The following is a 17,184-nucleotide window of genomic DNA, read 5'->3' as shown; positions in this document are numbered from 1 at the left end:
CCTTGGGGTTTTTTGATTTTTTTAGGAGAGGTGAAGAAAATGACAGATCAAGAATATATGAGGATTGCCCTGCAGTTAGCAGAAGGGACATCAGGACAAACAAGTCCAAATCCTATGGTTGGTGCTGTTGTTGTAAAAGATGGAAACATCGTTGGTATGGGGGCTCATTTACGAGCTGGTGAAGAACACGCAGAAGTTCATGCCCTTCAAATGGCTGGTCAGAACGCCAAAGACGCTACCGTTTATGTAACACTGGAACCGTGTAGCCACTTTGGAAAAACACCACCTTGTTGTGAATTGATCATCGAAAAAGGAGTTAAGCGTGTTGTAATTGCTACTCTCGATTGTAATCCGCTCGTTTCTGGTAACGGAAAAAGAAGATTAGAGGAAGCTAGAATTGAAGTAACGACCGGTGTTCTTGAAGCAGAAGCAGTTTTATTAAATCGCTACTTTTTTCACTACATGAAAACGAAGCGCCCTTTTGTAACAATCAAAACAGCGATGAGCTTAGATGGAAAAACAGCAACTGTAACTGGTGAAAGTAAGTGGATTACAGGTGAAGAAGCACGTGCTGATGTTCACCAATATCGCCATACACATGATGCAATTCTTGTTGGAGTGAATACAGTTATAGCTGATAATCCTCATTTAACAACAAGAATTCCAAATGGTGGGAAACATCCTATTCGCGTTGTTTTAGATACCCATTTACGAACGCCACCATCTTCTCATGTTATAACAGATGGTTTAGCACCGACATGGATTATTGTCGGTAAGGATGTAAAGGAAGAGAAGATATCTTCTTATGAATCTAAAAATATAGCTATATTCCAAATGGAAACGAAACATATAGAAATCGAGGACCTTCTTTCCTTTCTTGGAGAGAAACAAATTCTTTCTCTATTCGTTGAAGGTGGCCAATCGATTCATGCAAGTTTCTTAAAAACAAACAATTTTAATGAAATTGTAACCTATATAAGTCCGAAATTAATTGGTGGGAAAGATGCTCCTACTTTATTTGGAGGAAATGGTTTTTCAAAATTACAAAATGCGCTTTCCTTGAAAATTCAAGAGATGAAACAAATTGGTGATGATATAAAAATCGTTGCGAATGCCCGAAACGAGGTGACGAAATGTTTACAGGAATTGTAGAAGAATTAGGAACGATAGCAAACATGCAACAAAGCGGAGAAGCGATGAAATTAACGATTCATGCAAAAAAAATTTTATCAGATGTTCACTTAGGTGATAGTATCGCGGTTAACGGTATTTGCTTAACTGTAACAAGCTTTACAACTACTTCATTTACAGTTGATGCAATGCCTGAAACGATGCAGTCGACATCACTTCGCATGCTTAAACCGCACTCTAAAGTAAATTTAGAGCGAGCAATGACTGCAAACGGACGATTCGGTGGACATTTCGTTTCAGGACATATTGATGGAATCGGAACGATTTTAAATAAAAAACAACATTACAATGCCGTCTATTACAAAATAGCAATTTCTGATGAACTACTGCGCTATTGTTTGCAGAAAGGGTCCATTGCTGTTGATGGAACGAGTTTAACGATATTTGATATAGACGAATCTTCCATAACGATTTCACTCATCCCGCACACAGTAAGCGAATCTGTCATTGGAGCAAAAAATGCCGGAGATATCGTAAACATTGAGTGTGACATGATTGGTAAATATATTGAACGCTTTATTACTAAACCTACAAAACGAGTAGGTTCAATGACCGAAAGCTTTTTACAAGAAAACGGATTTCTATAAGGGGGAAGCACAATGTTTCATCGTATTGAAGAAGCTCTAGAAGATTTAAAAAAAGGTAAAGTCGTTATCGTATGTGATGATGAAAACCGAGAAAATGAAGGCGATTTTATTGCTTTAGCAGAGTACATTACACCAGAAACAATAAATTTTATGATTACACATGGCCGTGGTCTCGTTTGTGTACCGATTACGGAAGGGTACGCAGAACGTCTACAATTAGAACCAATGGTATCTCATAATACAGATTCACATCATACTGCGTTTACAGTGAGCATTGACCATGTCTCTACAACAACAGGGATTAGCGCTCACGAACGTGCAACTACGATACAAGAATTGTTAAACCCCGCATCAAAAGGTGCTGATTTCAATCGACCTGGACATATCTTTCCATTAATTGCGAAAGAAGGCGGTGTCCTGCGTCGTGCAGGTCATACAGAAGCTGCTGTTGATTTAGCAAAGCTATGCGGTGCCGAACCAGCTGGAGTTATTTGCGAGATTATAAATGAGGACGGCACGATGGCACGTGTACCTGATTTAATAGAATGCGCAAAACAATTTGATATAAAAATGATTACAATAGAAGATTTAATTGCTTACCGCCGCCATCATGAAACACTTGTGACGAGAGAAGTGGAAATTACATTACCTACAGATTTCGGTACTTTCCACGCAATTGGCTATTCTAACTCATTAGATACGAAAGAACATATCGCACTTGTAAAAGGTGATATTTCAACAGGTGAACCGGTACTTGTACGTGTTCATTCTGAATGCTTAACAGGAGATGTATTCGGTTCACATCGCTGCGATTGCGGACCACAACTCCATGTAGCACTTGCTCAAATTGAGCGTGAAGGAAAAGGTGTTCTTCTTTATATGAGGCAAGAAGGAAGAGGCATTGGGCTTCTTAATAAGCTTCGTGCTTATAAATTACAAGAAGAAGGATTCGATACTGTAGAAGCAAATGAAAAACTCGGCTTCCCTGCTGATCTTCGTGATTACGGTATCGGTGCTCAAATATTAAAAGATTTAGGTTTACAGAGTTTACGATTATTAACGAATAACCCAAGAAAAATTGCTGGCTTACAAGGTTACGATTTAGAAGTAGTCGAGCGTGTACCGTTGCAAATGCCAGCAAAAGAAGAGAATAAATCGTATTTACAAACGAAAGTAAACAAATTAGGACACTTACTAAACTTATAATTAAAGGAGAGATTTATTATGGTATTCGAAGGTCATTTAGTTGGTACAGGATTAAAAGTTGGAGTTGTTGTTGGACGTTTTAACGAATTTATTACAAGTAAGTTACTTGGCGGCGCTTTAGACGGATTAAAGCGTCACGGTGTAGAGGAAAATGATATTGATGTCGCTTGGGTTCCTGGTGCATTTGAAATTCCTTTAATCGCTAAAAAGATGGCTAGTAGCGGAAAGTATGATGCTGTTATTACATTAGGTACTGTAATCCGAGGTGCTACAACTCACTACGATTACGTTTGTAATGAAGTAGCAAAAGGTGTTGCGTCTTTATCACTACAAATGGACATCCCAGTTATTTTCGGCGTATTAACGACAGAAACAATTGAACAAGCGATTGAACGCGCAGGTACGAAAGCTGGTAATAAAGGATATGAATCAGCTGTTGCTGCAATTGAAATGGCTCACTTATCAAAACAATGGGCATAAAAAAAGAGGCTGCGGCCTCTTTTTATTTTTTCACCTTTTTTTGTACATCTTTTATTAATTCATTCATCGTTTTTCCTTCTGTTTTTATATGAAGAGCTTGTGCCGTTCTCCATACATTCTCTCTTTTTTTCGCTTCTTCTATAATAGTAATTTCTTTTCTAACTTCCTTTAAATCTTTTCCTTCCGTTTTCAATCCAAAATGTTCAGCTTTCGTTCGAAAGTGTTGTTCGATTCTTTGTTGCATTTCTTTTTGTTCAGGATTTTCAGCAGCCTTAACTGGATCAGAACTTATTGCTTTTATTAAAATTAAACAAGTCATAATCGCTAATATGTATTTGTACATGTAAAATCCTCCAACCCAATATAAATTACATATTTACTATGTACAACTAGGGCTTGGAAAATTCGTCCACAAAAATTCTTTTTTTCGCTTAAAAACCAATAATATCAAGCGTTCACAACTATTTATTACATTTTATTTACAAAAAAAGCAAACCCTTTTACAAGTTTGCTTTTTCATCTATCTTATAATGCACATTCTTCAATCTCAAATCCTAAATCTGCAATCATACCCCAGTCCGCAGTCGGCTCTTGTCCAGCTGTCGTTAAGTAGTCCCCGACAAAAATAGAATTTGCTGCAAATAAACCGATTGGCTGTACAGAACGTAAATTGATTTCACGTCCTCCTGAAATACGAATTTCTTTTGTTGGGTTTACAAAACGCATCATTGCCAGTACTTTTAAACATTCTACTGGAGTTAACTCTTTTTGTCCTTCAAGAGGTGTCCCCTTTACAGCAACAAGGAAATTACAAGGGATAGAATCTGCATCTATACGTTGTAATTCAAATGCAATTTCAGCACGCTCTTCAATTGTTTCTCCCATGCCAAAAATCGCTCCCGAGCATGGGGAAATGCCCGCTTGTTTTGCTTTTTGAACTGTATCAACACGATCATCATACGTATGAGTTGAACAAATACTATCGTAATTATTTGCATGTGTATTTAAGTTGTGGTTATAACGATGCACGCCTGCTTCCGCTAAACGTCCTGCTTGATCTTCATTTAAGAAACCTAAACAACAACAAATCTTCAAGTCTGTCGTTTCACGAATTTCCTTAACTGCTCCAATTACGTGATTTACCTCTTTATCCGTCGGACGACGACCAGACGCTACAATACAATATGTACCTGCTTTACGGCGTATTGCTTCATGTGCCCCTTCTACAATCTTCTCCTGCGTTAACCATGCATATTTATCAATCGGTGCTTCTGAAATAATAGACTGTGAGCAATATCCACAATCTTCAGGACATAATCCAGATTTCGTATTAATAATCATATTCAATTTTACTTTCTTACCAAAGTGATGATGGCGAATAATGTAAGCCGCATTCATAATTTCTAAAACTTCGGTATCATCAGCTTCTAATATCGCTATTGCATCTTCTTTCGTAATCATCTTCTCTTCCACTACGTCGTATGCAAGTTTTTTCCAATCCCTTTTTGTTTGTACTTGTTTCATTTCATCTCTTCCCCTCTTTTGTTATATGTATAAATAAAGCATGATACGTTGCCATTACCCCTTCATTTCCCGTGAAGTCTCTTTCGTATATGCGTAGCATCGCACGAAAGAGTGAGGGACTTTGACAATATGATCCTTCATTACTATTAGTTGCTCCTACTTTTCGAATAGAATGCAGAAACTCCTTAACTTCTGTAAAACTCTCTATGTAACATGTTTCAGAAACATGCACATCCCCTGTTTCTATCTTACATATATGAAGCAACTGATCTTTTGAATAAAAACGTTGACCAATCGATGTTTCATTTTTTATATTTCTTTCTTCTTTCGCACGTTGGAACGAAGCATGCAATTCTTGAAACGTTTCATGTCCAAACGTTGAAAAGAGTAATATCCCATCTATAGACAAATGTTGAAATAAATTTCTTAACACTTGTTGTAAATTATTTAACCATTGAAATGTAGCATTTGAAATAATGACATCATATGATTCTTCTAATCGTAATCGCTCAATATCTTCACAGTGAAACGTTACATTTTTTACATTTTGTCTAGTTTGCGCAATCGCAATCATACTTTCAGCAAAATCAACTGCTGTAATATGTGCTTTCGGAAATAACTTTGATAATTGCTCTGTTACATACCCCGTCCCGCATCCCAGTTCTAAAATACGTATTGATGCCGTTTCACTATATCGTTCCTTTAAGATTGAAAGTAATGAATGTGCCATCTTTTTTTGTACATTTGCATATCGATCGTAAGATACGGCTGCCCCATTAAACCGTTTTTGTAGTAACGTTTTGTTGATCATGTCGTATCCCCTCTACAAATTGAATTATCTCATTTGCGCAATATTCAAAATTCGTTACACATAATGCATGCCCTGCTTCACTTACTACTTTCAGCTCGCTGCTGCTATTTTCCGTCATACTACGTGCCGCAGACAATGGGCATATTACATCCTGTTCTCCGTGAATAAGTAGTATAGGTACTTTAATTTCTTTTAGTTCTTCTCTCATATCTGTTTCTATTAAATAATCCAAACCTAGTTGTAAAGACTGAATAGAATCACCTTTAAAACGGTCTACAATGTCTTCAAAGTTTTTATTCTCTTTTAGCTCATCTTTCGTAAACATATTTTCATAAAACCGCTTGAGCGTATCTTCTTTCCTTCTCGCCAAATTCCTTTTCAGCCGTTCTACATGCAAAGCATTCCATCCGTTACTGTAATCGCTCGTATTTGTAAATTTAGCAGTACCACCAATTAATACGATGCCTTTTGCCTGAATCTTTTTATAAGCTTCAACTGCTGCTAACGCTCCTAGTGACCAACCAACTAAAATTACGTTGTCGTTATGCGCTACATCTATAATTCGTTCCGCAAATTCACTTCGTTCGTTCACATTACGCCAATCTATGCATTGAACAGGATATCCTTTAAAATACGGAAGTACTAAATCCCAAATATTCTCTTCCATTCCCCATCCGGGGATAAAAATAATCTTTAGCTCGTTCATACGAAAATCTCCTCTTCTTTCGCAATGTGAATAATTCGGTCAATAGCCCATTTTAAATCAGCTATTGTATGTTGCGATGTAACTGCAAAGCGAATTCGAGAACTATGAACCGGCACAGTTGGCGGACGAATTGCAATGGCCGCAATCCCTGCCTCTTGCAACCTTTTACTAAACCGTAAAGCATGTTCATTTGAACCGACTACAATCGGTACAATATGAGTTGAACTATTCCCAATATCAAAACCAGCATCCCTTAATTTAGTTCTGAAGTATTCTCCGTTTGCTATAAGGTTCTCTCTTCTTTCGTTATCTTCTTTTACAATTTCAATTGCTTTTTGCACCGCTCCTAACGTACTTGGTGGTAAAGCTGTAGTAAAAATAAAGCTTCTCATCATATTTTGTAAATACTCTATATAAATTTCATCACCTGTCAAATACGCACCATAACACCCTAAAGCCTTGCTAAACGTCCCCATATGTATATCAATTTTTTGAGCAAGATTTTTTTCTATATGAGATAACCCAGCTCCGCCGATTCCATATATTCCACTCGCATGTGCTTCATCAACTATAATGATTGCCCCGTATTTCTCTTTCAGCTGTACTAAATCTCTCAAATACGCAGTATCACCATCCATACTAAAAACGGTATCTGTTACGATTAATTTCCTTTTTTCAGGCGAAGCCATTTTCAACAACTTCTCTAAATGATCCAAATCATTATGACGATACCTTTTATGCTCTGCCCCGCTTAATATGATTCCATCAACAATACTTGCGTGATTTAACTTATCACTAAAAACAATATCGTGCCGAGAGGCTAAAGAAGATATGGCACCTATATTTGCCGTATACCCACTATTTACAATTAAAGCTCTTTCAGTACCTTTCCAGTCACATATGCTTCTCTCAACCTCTTCATATAATGGATGATTTCCTACAACGAGACGAGAGGCAGTCGCTCCAGTTCCATATCTTTTTGTACAGGCAATAGCAGCTTCTTTTAACCTTTCATCTCCAGCTAACCCTAAATAATTATTTGACGCTAAATTTAACATCCTTTTTTTATCTCGAATAAGCCAAGTCTCTTCTGCCTTCTCTGTTACATGCAAATCACGATACTGCCCTTGCTCATGTAATTGTTGTAATTTAGATTGAAGGTGCGCCCGCCACGTTTGATTCATTTTGGATAAACTCCTCTAATTTTGAAATCATAATATGTTCTTTTGCAGATTCTAATACTTCTTCTTTCGTAAACTCACCTGCAAAGAATGGCAATAATCCTAAAACTGGTACCCCGCTCAGCTCTTCAATCATCTCTTTATTTTCTTGCACTCTTTCCATTTCACATTCTTTGCAACCTGATAAAATGACACCCGCTACGGTTAAACCATGCGCCTTTGCGTAAGCAATCGTTAACACTGTATGATTTACTGTTCCTAATGTAGGACGAGCTACTACAATAAGAGGCAACTGTAATTCTTTTGCAAAATCAATTACTAAAGCATCTTCTGTATATGGGACAGCAAGCCCACCTGCTCCTTCTACAAATAAGCTATTAAACTCTTTTAATAGTTCATTATAGTAATCAGTAATTTCTTTTAACTTTACTACTCTTCCAGCTCTTTTCATGGCAAGTCTCGGAGCAAGTGGTTCTTCAATAGAATAAGGGCAAATTTCATTTTCTGGTGTCGGTACACCTGATAATGCTTTTAACCTTGCCGCATCTCCCTCAGGGTTTGATGCAACATGCCCACTTTGCAACGGTTTATACACCCCTACGTTATATCCTAATTCTCTAAATACACCTGCTATAGCACCTGCAACTACTGTTTTTCCAACTTCAGTATCAGTTGCTGTTATGAAAAAACCACTCATTATTCTCCCTCCGTAACATCCGAGATTGCCTTATATAAAATGCGTAACATATCATCAATCTCTTCAAAAGTAGAAGCAAGTGGTGGCATAAATACAATCGTGTTACCTAGCGGTCGTAAAATCATACCCAGCTCTCTTGAGCGTTTACATACTTGAACACCGACTCTTTCTGTCCAGTCAAACGCTTCTTTCGTTTTCTTATTCTTCACAAGCTCAATACCAACCATTAATCCGCACTGACGAATATCACCTACATGTTTATACGCAAAGAGCTTTTCTAATTGCGCTGTCACATAATCCGTTTTACGTGCCACTTCTTCTATTAAATTTGTTTTTTCATATAGTTCTAGATTCGCGATTGCTACGGCACACCCTAACGGATTACCTGTGTAGCTATGTCCATGGAAAAATGTTTTTTGTTCTTCATATTCTCCTAAGAAGGCATTATATATTTCATCTGTCGTTACCGTAACTGCAATTGGTAAATATCCACCTGTTAATCCTTTCCCAGCAGTTAAAATGTCTGGCGTCACATTTTCATGTTCACACGCAAACATTTTCCCTGTACGCCCAAATCCAGTCGCTACCTCATCTGTAATAAATAATACATTGTACTTTGTACATAAATCGCGCAGTCCTTTTAAATATCCTTTTGGCATTGTAATCATTCCGCCAGCACCTTGCATTAATGGCTCTACCATGATGGCAGCTACTTCTTCATGCTTTTCTTTCAACAATTCTTCCATTTCTTCTAAATGGATTTTTACAATTTCCTCCTTATTATTTCCGTAAGGAGAACGATATGTATATGGATACGGCATTTTAATCGCATCAAATAAGAGCGAACTATACACTTGGTGAAACAAGTCTATTGCTCCTACTGAAACAGCTCCAATTGTATCACCGTGATATGCTTCTTTTAATGTAACGAATCTTTGTTTCTTTGGTTTCCCTTTATGCTGCCAATATTGGAAAGCCATCTTAATTGCAATTTCAACAGCGGTAGAACCTGAATCAGAATAGAATACCTTCTTCAATCCATCTGGTACAACCTCAATAATTTTTTCTGCTAATAAAATAGATGGAACGTTAGCAAGTCCTAACATAGTAGAATGAGCAATTTTATTTAATTGCTCACGAATTGCTTCATCTAATTCCGGTACTTGATGTCCGTGAACATTTAACCATATAGATGAAACACCATCCCAATATTCATTACCATTTACATCGTATAGTTTTCTTCCCTCTCCACGTTCAATAATGACAGGATCTTCTTCTAAATAATCTTTCATTTGTGTAAATGGGTGCCATACGTAAGCTTTATTTTTCTCTGCTAATTCTTCATATGTATAAGATGATTTTTCAATCGTTCTACTATTTATTGTCACAATTGTCACCCCTAATGTTAACTTGTTTATAAATATAGTTAACATTAAATCCGAATGACTGTCAATTATTTTAAAATCAAATAGTTCTTAAAAAAGAACAACTTATCCTACGATAAGTTGTTCTACTTTCCATGCTGTATCTTTCCAATTTCTAAAATAATTTCTTCATCTTTTTTCCCCTCTGTATCAATTCCAAGTTGCTTAGCGTGCTCCATTAATAAATCATGACGCTTCTCAAATCTAGCGGTATTTACTTCTTTCGTAACCTCTTCTTTTGTTTTCCCCTCAGTAGAAACTCCTAGTTTTTCTGCTGCTTTTTCCATTGATTTCTTCTCTTCTATTTCTTTTACTTTCTTCACTTCTGACTGTTGTATTTGCTTTTGTTTCAACTGCTCTGATTCAGCCGCAAAAACTGTGTAAATTCCAGCACTTCCTCCAATAACTAATAAAGTGGTAAAAAGAATTATTTTTTTCTTCACTCTTTCCTCCCCCTTTCAAATTCATTATAACGTACATTTTTACAGCGTTAAAAACAATTATCCTTTATTTCCCTAAAAAAACATTTAATATTTTTATTGACATGTAAGATGAAAATATGATAAAAATTTAACTAACATCATATGAATCGGCGTTGATAGGATTTAGTAGTATTTCGATTTCTGATTTCAGAGAGCTGGTGGTCGGTGCGAACCAGTACAGAGCGAATTATGAATTACCCCCTGGAGCTTCTTTTACGAAACGTGAGGAGTAGTGAAAGACGGTTATAGACCGTTATGTCTAAAGAGTGGTGAAACGACACTGTTTCACAATTTAGGGTGGTACCGCGAATTTTTCGTCCCTGCATATATTGCAGGGGCGTTTTTTATTTTATAAGCGCATATCATATGACCCTTTATTTTGTGACGCATTCATTTCACAAGCTAGGGTGGTACCGCGATTTCTTCGTCCCTGCATAATTATATGCAGGGACGTTTTTTTTATCCAATCATTTCCGTATCATATAGAAGGACTAACAATTACCGGTAATTTGTCACAAAATTCTAAATTTTAGAAGGAAATATACAATATTGGCGAATTTTATATAAAAAAGAGCTATTTTACATTACTTAGGAGGGGAAAACAATGGTTTCAAAAATTGAGTCTGTTCTTTTAACAATTTTTATCTTTTTCTGTATTGGTTTTAGTGTTATTCAATTAGAAGTTTCACCACACATTCCAATTTTATTTGGTATCGTTCTTTTATTAGCATTTGGATTCCTGAAGAGAATCTCTTGGTCTACTATGGAGAAAGGGATGATTAGTAGTATTTCAGCTGGTATTCCATCTATATTTATTTTCTTACTTGTAGGCGTATTAATTAGCGTTTGGATCGCAGCTGGAACTATTCCCACTTTAATGGTATACGGCTTCCAACTTGTATCTCCAAAAATTTTCGTTCCAACTGTTTTTGTTGTTTGTGCAATTGTTGGAACGAGTATCGGTAGTGCTTTTACAACTGCTGCAACTGTAGGACTTGCCTTTATGGGAATGGGTACTGCCCTTGGATACGATCCAGCTCTTATTGCTGGTGCAATTATTTCTGGTGCATTCTTCGGAGATAAAATGTCTCCTTTATCTGATACAACAAACTTAGCGCCTGCTGTAACAGGTGTAGATTTATTTGAACATATTCGTAACATGCTTTGGACAACAGTGCCAGCTTTCATTATTGCTTTTATCGCATTTTTCATTTTAGGAAGCGGATCTGGTGGAAACGTTGATTTCTCAGCATTTATTAACACACTAGAAAAAAATGCAACGATTTCTATCGTTACACTGATTCCTATTTTATTACTGTTCCTATTCGCATTTAAAAAGGTACCCGCAGTTCCAACATTACTTGCAGGAATTGTGGTAGGGATTATTATTCTCTTTATTTTTAAACCTAGCACTTCTTTAGCTGATTTAATAAAAATTATGCAAGACGGTTACGTTTCTAAAACTGGTATCAAAGACATTGACAGCTTATTATCTCGCGGTGGCCTGCAAAGTATGATGATGTCAATTGCTCTTATTTTCCTAGCTCTTTGTATGGGAGGATTATTACAAGGAATGGGTATTATAGCGCAGCTGATGAATATTATCTCTAGCTTCGTAAAAACTAGTACACGCTTAATTATTTCTACTGCTTCAACTGCAATTGGTGTAAACTTCTTACTTGGTGAGCAGTACTTATCCATCGTTTTAACAGGACAAGCATTTGCTAATAAATACGATGAAGTCGGTTTAGAACGTCGTAATTTATCACGAGTATTAGAAGATGCTGGTACAGTAATTAATCCACTCGTACCATGGGGTGTAAGTGGTGTATTCTTAACAAACGTTCTTAGCGTTCCAACATTCGATTACCTGCCATACGCAATCTTCTGTTTAGCATGTCCAGTCGTAACCATTATTGTCGGTTTTACTGGATTCGGTCTTTCATGGAAAAAAGAAAAAGCAGTACCAGTTTCATAATATAACAAAAAGGATTACCAAATCGGTAATCCTTTTTATATTTCTTGACTATCTATTCGCTTTCTTTCTTCTAAATAACAGAAGTAATCCCGCTCCAACAAACGCAAGACCAGCTCCAATTGTAGAAGCAATACTTGCACCTGTTTTCGGTAAATCACGTTCATCTTTTTCAGCTTCTTTATTTTCACTTACAGTTGTTGTTTCTTTTGTATTTTGATCATCTGTTGTAGTTTGTCCAGATCCAGTATTGTTTCCATCTTGCTTTGGTTCATTACCATTATTACCTTCTTCTGTTGGCGGTGTTGTTGGGTTTTCTCCATCACCTTTTGGTGGTGTCGTCGGATTTTCTCCACCACCTGTTGGCGGTGTTGTTGGGTTTCCTTCACCAGTTTCTTTATCATCATTTTTCTTCGTTATATCAATTGCATATTTCGCAAATTCATTTTCAGATGGTCCAACATATGAAATCTTTCCATCTTTCTTTATATACTTTTGTGCATTTGGTGAAGAATCAAATGTTGTATTTAATTTATCTGCAACAATCGGTTTAAATGTCCAATTTTGATCAGCTGCTGGATCAATATCTTTTATTTTTTGCATATACTTCACAATGATTTGACGTGTTTCATCTTGTGATTGGTATACAACTTCCCCTTTACTTACACCTGGGAACGTTTGGCTACTTCCACGATAGTTATTTGTAGCGACGATGAACTCTTGCTTGTCAGCTACTGGCTTACCTTCATATGTCATATTTACAATACGATTAGCATTTGCATTTACAACTTTTCCATCTTTATCGTATTTCGCCGGTTGTGTTACATCAATTTCGTATTTTAAGCCATCTAAAATATCGAAGTTATATGTAGGATAGCCTATATTTACTAACGGCTGTTCTTCTGTTTTCTTTGGATCAATTTGATTAAACTGACCTGCAGACATTTCAAGCCATTCTTTCACTTGTGCCCCATTTACTTTTACAGCATATAACGTATTTGGATACACATATAAATCTGCAACGTTTTTAATTGCTAACGTTCCAGCTGGAATATCCGTATAATATGTAGCACCGTTTCGGCCACCTGCTTTAAATGGTGCTCCTGCAGATAAAACTGGAATATCTTTAATCTTTTCGTATTCTGTTTTTTTAAGTTCTTGTTCTACATACCATTTTTGCGCATTTGTCACAATTTGTACGGAAGGATCATCTTGTACTAATGAAAAATAACTATTAATTGGTGCTTTCGTTTTACCTACATGTGTATTTACATATTCGATTGTCTTTTCATGTTCATCTTTAATTTCATTAACTAATTTTTGATCAGATTCTACTAACGGATTACCTTTACTATCAGCAATCGGACGAAGTTGCGGCTTAGACTGATCTTTTTGCACTTCCCATTTTCCGTTTACCTTTTTCAATTGCATATCAATAATACCTAAGTTACTACCAAAAACACCGGGCATTACAACTGGAACACCATTAAATACATCCTTCACTTCAGTATGTGAATGTCCCATTAATACTGCATTTACGCCAGGAACTTCTGTCGCTAAATAAAACGATGAATTTTCCATTCCTTCGTTGTATCCACTCTTATCAACACCTGAATGCGCTAGTGCAACTATAATATCCGCACCTTGCGCCTTCATTTCCGGAACTAATTTTTTCGCTGTTTGCACAATATCTTTTGCTTTTACTTTTCCTTCTAAATTCGCTTTATCCCAATTCATAATTTGTGGTGGAACAAATCCCATTACACCAATTTTCACTATTTGTTTTTGGCCTGCTTCATCCACTACTTCTTTCTCTAAAATATGATATGGTCTATCAAAGTAATGCTCGTCATTCTCATCATTACCATCATGGTCATCTCTGTAGACATTCGAGTTAATAACCGGAATTTTTGTTTTACTAGTCACTTCCTTTAAATAATCTAAACCGTAGTTAAATTCATGATTCCCAAGAGAGATGACGTCATACTTCATTAAATTCATTACACGATATAATGGATGTGTATAACTAGGATCCACACGATTCTTCGGATCTTTTATTTTATTCGCTACATAATCTCCAAGCGGTGTCCCTTGTAATGCATCCCCATCATCAAATAGGACAGAGTTTTTCACTTCTTCACGTGCTTTATTAACGAGTGTGGCCGTTTGTACGAGACCTACTTTATTATCTGTTTTCGTTTGATAATAATCGTAATTCATTAAGTTAACGTGAATATCTGATGTTTCTAGAATTCGTAAGTTAACTGTACTCTCCCCAGTGTTCTCATCTGCATGAGCTGTTGCTGGCATTACTTGCGGTGCCATTACACCAATCGCAAGAGTTGCTCCAGCTAGCATTTTTTTTGACTTTTTCACAAAAAATCCCCCTTATACAATTACCAGAAATAATGAAATGAATCCCTATCTGTCTCTAACCACATACCTTTTTTCTTCTATTAGAGACACAATTTTCATTTCACCCTGCGCTAACGAGTAGTCCCCTTAAACGCTCGATTGATGAAGACTAACAATTAATAGGAAATAAAGCTCCCACTAATTAAAATTTCACCTTATCTGACATTATCATATATAAAGTTCTTTCCTATCGTCAATATTTTTTGACAAACTTCAACAAATTTTCTGTAAAGTTATTATAAACTTTTCATAAACATATAATATGCCCTTACATTGCTAATACTGCTGAATATGATACAATTACCAATTACAAGGAGGATGAATTTATGAAAAAAGTCATCTTAACAATTGTTTGTCTCCTCCTTCTGATCATTTCTTATTCTTATTTTGAAAAGAACGACGAGACAAAACAAAATGAACCCGAAGAAAAAACAGAAAAAACATCTACTCCAAGTTGGATTGATAAGCAAACAAACGATTCCTTTTATCATCTCGTACTAGGTGATTCGCTCGCCAAAGGATATGGATCAACACAAGGTGGATTTGCTGAATTAGCCTCTAAACAAATAGAAGCACAAATTCATAAACCAATTACAGTAGAAAACCTCGGGATAAACGGTCTTACAACAGATCGTCTCGCTAAAAAAGTTCAATCAGAAGATGTAAAGCAAAAAATTAGAGCAGCAAATATCATTACAATTAATATTGGGGGAAATAATTTATTTCGCTTAAATCGTGATGTCGGTGTTATAGACGGTATTAAAATGTTAAATACAGAAAAAGCTCATTTTGAAGCGGATGTAAAAAATATTGTAAAGACAGTCCGAGATCAAAATCCGGATGCTTTACTCATTCTTTCTGAACTCTATAACCCGTTACAACTCGATGACTCCATCGCAAGTTATGCAGATATGTTTTTAGACGGCTGGAATGAATCCGTTTATTCCATTGCAAAAGTGAATCAACCATCTATCGTTTTGCCAATTCGTAAATTAATATCGAATGATAAAAAAGAATTGCTCTTTGACCAAGTACACCCAAATGATAAAGGCTATACGATTATTGCCGATTCATTTACAAAAAAAGTATTGGCCTACAAATATTAAAATTCCCATGAAACAATTCTATTTTTATAACATGTCTTTTTTGTTACAATGAGAGTGGAAGGGGGCCTTTATATGGAATCACGCGAGTGGGAACGTATTGTTGATCATCTTCTTTCGCTAGTGCCTCTTTTTTATCGCAAATTTATGCTTCCTGGAGAATTTTCTTCTCAAAGACATATGCCGCCATCACATACACAAGTATTACTGCTTTTGCATGAAAACGGCACATTAGCAGTTTCCGAAATCGGCAAGCGGCTAGCGATTTCACGGCCTAACATGACACCTCTATTAAACAAACTTATTCAAGAAGAACTAATAGAGCGTCATTATAGCGAAAAAGATCGACGGGTCATTTTAATTTCCCTAACAGCTGAAGGGAAATTATTAGTAAATCAGTATCAGCAATTCATTTTAGACAAACTAAAAGAAAATTTCCAAACATTATCTGAGGAAGAGCGCGAAAAGCTCATTCATTCTCTTCAAACCATTCAAAATTTAATTTTGAAAACAAACGTATAAAGCTGCTTCTAAATAGAAGCAGCTTTATGATTCGTAATAGTTACCATAGTACACATTGGAATATGGCCATGTTGTTAAATATGGTTTTTTTTCCTGTGTAGGCTGTTGTTGTGGTAATTGTGGTATTTGTGATAATTGCTGTAATTGTTGTTGCCGATATAATTCGTATTGTCTACTCGTATCATAAACCGGATAATAATTTACATATGGATATACTTGAGGTACGTAATAATAATACATTATCCTCTCCTCCTTTTTCTTAAACATATTCAAAGGAGAAAATGGATGTGACATTGTTTATAATTGTACAAGTGGTTCTCTCACTCGTTTCTTCCTTTTCTTCAAGCGTAACTTACGGTTCTTTTCGTATAAATAATGCACAACGAAATACGAAATGAGACCAAACACAACTCCTAAAATCGTCATTCCAATTAATACATACACTTCACTTTGTAATAAGCTCTTTAATATCGTAAAAATGTGACTTGAAAACAAGTCCGATATCGTAAATGGTTCATGATGAATTTTCTGTACATGAAATGGATAAATCATTTTTCCTAGCGCATACGCAAGCGGAAATAAAAATACTGGGAGAAACGATATTTTCCCAATAATATTGCCAATAACTGCCGCAGGAAAAGATCCCTTTGCTAACCTGACGATTGGATAAAATATTACATATACGAGCGATGCCGTATAAATGACTAACATTTCTAAGCCGAATCCTATAGCAAACCCTAACGATACTTTCTTTGCGCCTTCTGGCGATCGAAGCAACTTATAATATTGAAACTTTAATATTCTCCACATCCGCTGAAAAAACGAATATGTTTTCTTAGTTGTTTTCACCCTCATCATCTCTTTAACTATATTTTTATAT

At 36.1% G+C, this 17,184-nt stretch carries 18 protein-coding genes and 1 other annotated feature; of the genes, 7 read left to right on the top strand and 11 right to left on the bottom strand.

Going from position 1 to position 17,184, the window contains the following annotated elements; translation table 11 throughout:
- Window positions 1–39 precede the first annotated feature (39 nt).
- The 4 genes from ribD to ribH are packed head-to-tail and all read left to right on the top strand — an operon-like array spanning window position 40 to window position 3,464.
- Window positions 40–1,152 (top strand): bifunctional diaminohydroxyphosphoribosylaminopyrimidine deaminase/5-amino-6-(5-phosphoribosylamino)uracil reductase RibD, encoded by a 1,113-nt coding sequence (ribD, locus tag ACTFSL_RS24170; protein WP_440042529.1) that lies wholly within the window; start codon window positions 40–42, stop codon window positions 1,150–1,152.
- Complete coding sequence (ribE, locus tag ACTFSL_RS24165; RefSeq protein WP_440042528.1) at window positions 1,134–1,778, top strand: riboflavin synthase subunit alpha; 645 nt, start codon at window positions 1,134–1,136, stop codon at window positions 1,776–1,778. The genes ribD and ribE overlap by 19 nt, the downstream gene beginning before the upstream one ends.
- A gap of 12 nt (window positions 1,779–1,790) precedes the next feature.
- On the top strand, window positions 1,791–2,984 hold the full coding sequence (ribBA, locus tag ACTFSL_RS24160; RefSeq protein ID WP_440042527.1) for a bifunctional 3,4-dihydroxy-2-butanone 4-phosphate synthase/GTP cyclohydrolase II: 1,194 nt from the start codon (window positions 1,791–1,793) through the stop codon (window positions 2,982–2,984).
- 18 nt (window positions 2,985–3,002) lie between these two features.
- Window positions 3,003–3,464, top strand: a complete 462-nt coding sequence (gene ribH, locus ACTFSL_RS24155; RefSeq protein WP_000230895.1) for a 6,7-dimethyl-8-ribityllumazine synthase — start codon at window positions 3,003–3,005, stop codon at window positions 3,462–3,464.
- 22 nt (window positions 3,465–3,486) lie between these two features.
- On the opposite strand, the gene ACTFSL_RS24150 is transcribed toward ribH, so the two are convergent.
- From ACTFSL_RS24150 to ACTFSL_RS24115, 8 genes are all read right to left on the bottom strand, one after another.
- Entirely contained in the window at window positions 3,487–3,807 is a 321-nt protein-coding gene (locus tag ACTFSL_RS24150) for a hypothetical protein (RefSeq protein WP_000280032.1), read from the bottom strand.
- 182 nt (window positions 3,808–3,989) lie between these two features.
- Window positions 3,990–4,988, bottom strand: a complete 999-nt coding sequence (gene bioB, locus ACTFSL_RS24145; protein WP_000815856.1) for a biotin synthase — start codon at window positions 4,986–4,988, stop codon at window positions 3,990–3,992.
- 1 nt (window position 4,989) lies between these two features.
- The gene (gene bioC / locus ACTFSL_RS24140; protein ID WP_440042526.1) at window positions 4,990–5,799 is read right to left on the bottom strand and encodes a malonyl-ACP O-methyltransferase BioC; all 810 of its coding nucleotides are present in this window, start codon (window positions 5,797–5,799) and stop codon (window positions 4,990–4,992) included.
- On the bottom strand, window positions 5,765–6,505 hold the full coding sequence (locus ACTFSL_RS24135) for an alpha/beta fold hydrolase (protein ID WP_440042525.1): 741 nt from the start codon (window positions 6,503–6,505) through the stop codon (window positions 5,765–5,767). The genes bioC and ACTFSL_RS24135 overlap by 35 nt, the downstream gene beginning before the upstream one ends.
- Entirely contained in the window at window positions 6,502–7,689 is a 1,188-nt protein-coding gene (gene bioF / locus ACTFSL_RS24130) for an 8-amino-7-oxononanoate synthase (RefSeq protein WP_050844488.1), read from the bottom strand. Before bioF ends, ACTFSL_RS24135 begins: the two co-directional genes overlap by 4 nt.
- On the bottom strand, window positions 7,655–8,383 hold the full coding sequence (gene bioD / locus ACTFSL_RS24125) for a dethiobiotin synthase (RefSeq protein WP_000012470.1): 729 nt from the start codon (window positions 8,381–8,383) through the stop codon (window positions 7,655–7,657). The genes bioF and bioD overlap by 35 nt, the downstream gene beginning before the upstream one ends.
- Entirely contained in the window at window positions 8,383–9,816 is a 1,434-nt protein-coding gene (bioA, locus tag ACTFSL_RS24120) for an adenosylmethionine--8-amino-7-oxononanoate transaminase (RefSeq protein ID WP_440042524.1), read from the bottom strand. Before bioA ends, bioD begins: the two co-directional genes overlap by 1 nt.
- 77 nt (window positions 9,817–9,893) lie before the next feature.
- Entirely contained in the window at window positions 9,894–10,250 is a 357-nt protein-coding gene (locus tag ACTFSL_RS24115) for a hypothetical protein (protein WP_440042522.1), read from the bottom strand.
- Window positions 10,251–10,393: 143 nt separating this feature from the next.
- Window positions 10,394–10,614: a binding site (T-box leader), on the top strand.
- Between the two features lie 279 nt (window positions 10,615–10,893).
- Between ACTFSL_RS24115 and nhaC the strand changes: the two genes are divergently transcribed.
- Window positions 10,894–12,267 (top strand): Na+/H+ antiporter NhaC, encoded by a 1,374-nt coding sequence (nhaC, locus tag ACTFSL_RS24110; protein ID WP_000253736.1) that lies wholly within the window; start codon window positions 10,894–10,896, stop codon window positions 12,265–12,267.
- A gap of 48 nt (window positions 12,268–12,315) precedes the next feature.
- Here the strand turns inward: nhaC and cpdB are convergent, their stop codons facing one another.
- Window positions 12,316–14,640, bottom strand: coding sequence for a bifunctional 2',3'-cyclic-nucleotide 2'-phosphodiesterase/3'-nucleotidase (cpdB, locus tag ACTFSL_RS24105; RefSeq protein ID WP_440042521.1), 2,325 nt, complete (start codon window positions 14,638–14,640; stop codon window positions 12,316–12,318).
- A 365-nt stretch (window positions 14,641–15,005) separates the two neighbouring features.
- Between cpdB and ACTFSL_RS24100 the strand changes: the two genes are divergently transcribed.
- On the top strand, window positions 15,006–15,785 hold the full coding sequence (locus tag ACTFSL_RS24100) for a GDSL-type esterase/lipase family protein (protein WP_119683901.1): 780 nt from the start codon (window positions 15,006–15,008) through the stop codon (window positions 15,783–15,785).
- A gap of 72 nt (window positions 15,786–15,857) precedes the next feature.
- Window positions 15,858–16,304, top strand: a complete 447-nt coding sequence (locus ACTFSL_RS24095; RefSeq protein WP_000445819.1) for a MarR family winged helix-turn-helix transcriptional regulator — start codon at window positions 15,858–15,860, stop codon at window positions 16,302–16,304.
- Between the two features lie 24 nt (window positions 16,305–16,328).
- Here ACTFSL_RS24095 and ACTFSL_RS24090 read toward each other — a convergent pair whose 3' ends face one another.
- Together ACTFSL_RS24090 and ACTFSL_RS24085 are read right to left on the bottom strand one after the other, a co-directional pair.
- Window positions 16,329–16,544: a hypothetical protein gene (locus ACTFSL_RS24090; protein ID WP_000291956.1), complete on the bottom strand. Its 216-nt coding sequence runs from the start codon at window positions 16,542–16,544 to the stop codon at window positions 16,329–16,331.
- Between the two features lie 57 nt (window positions 16,545–16,601).
- The gene (locus ACTFSL_RS24085; protein ID WP_002005691.1) at window positions 16,602–17,162 is read right to left on the bottom strand and encodes a DUF2062 domain-containing protein; all 561 of its coding nucleotides are present in this window, start codon (window positions 17,160–17,162) and stop codon (window positions 16,602–16,604) included.
- Window positions 17,163–17,184: the final 22 nt, after the last annotated feature.

Origin of the sequence: Bacillus cereus group sp. MYBK108-1 (assembly GCF_051917185.1) — a bacterium.
GTDB classification, from domain to species: Bacteria; Bacillota; Bacilli; order Bacillales; family Bacillaceae_G; genus Bacillus_A; species Bacillus_A cereus.
This window is presented reverse-complemented; position numbering and strand designations above follow the sequence as displayed.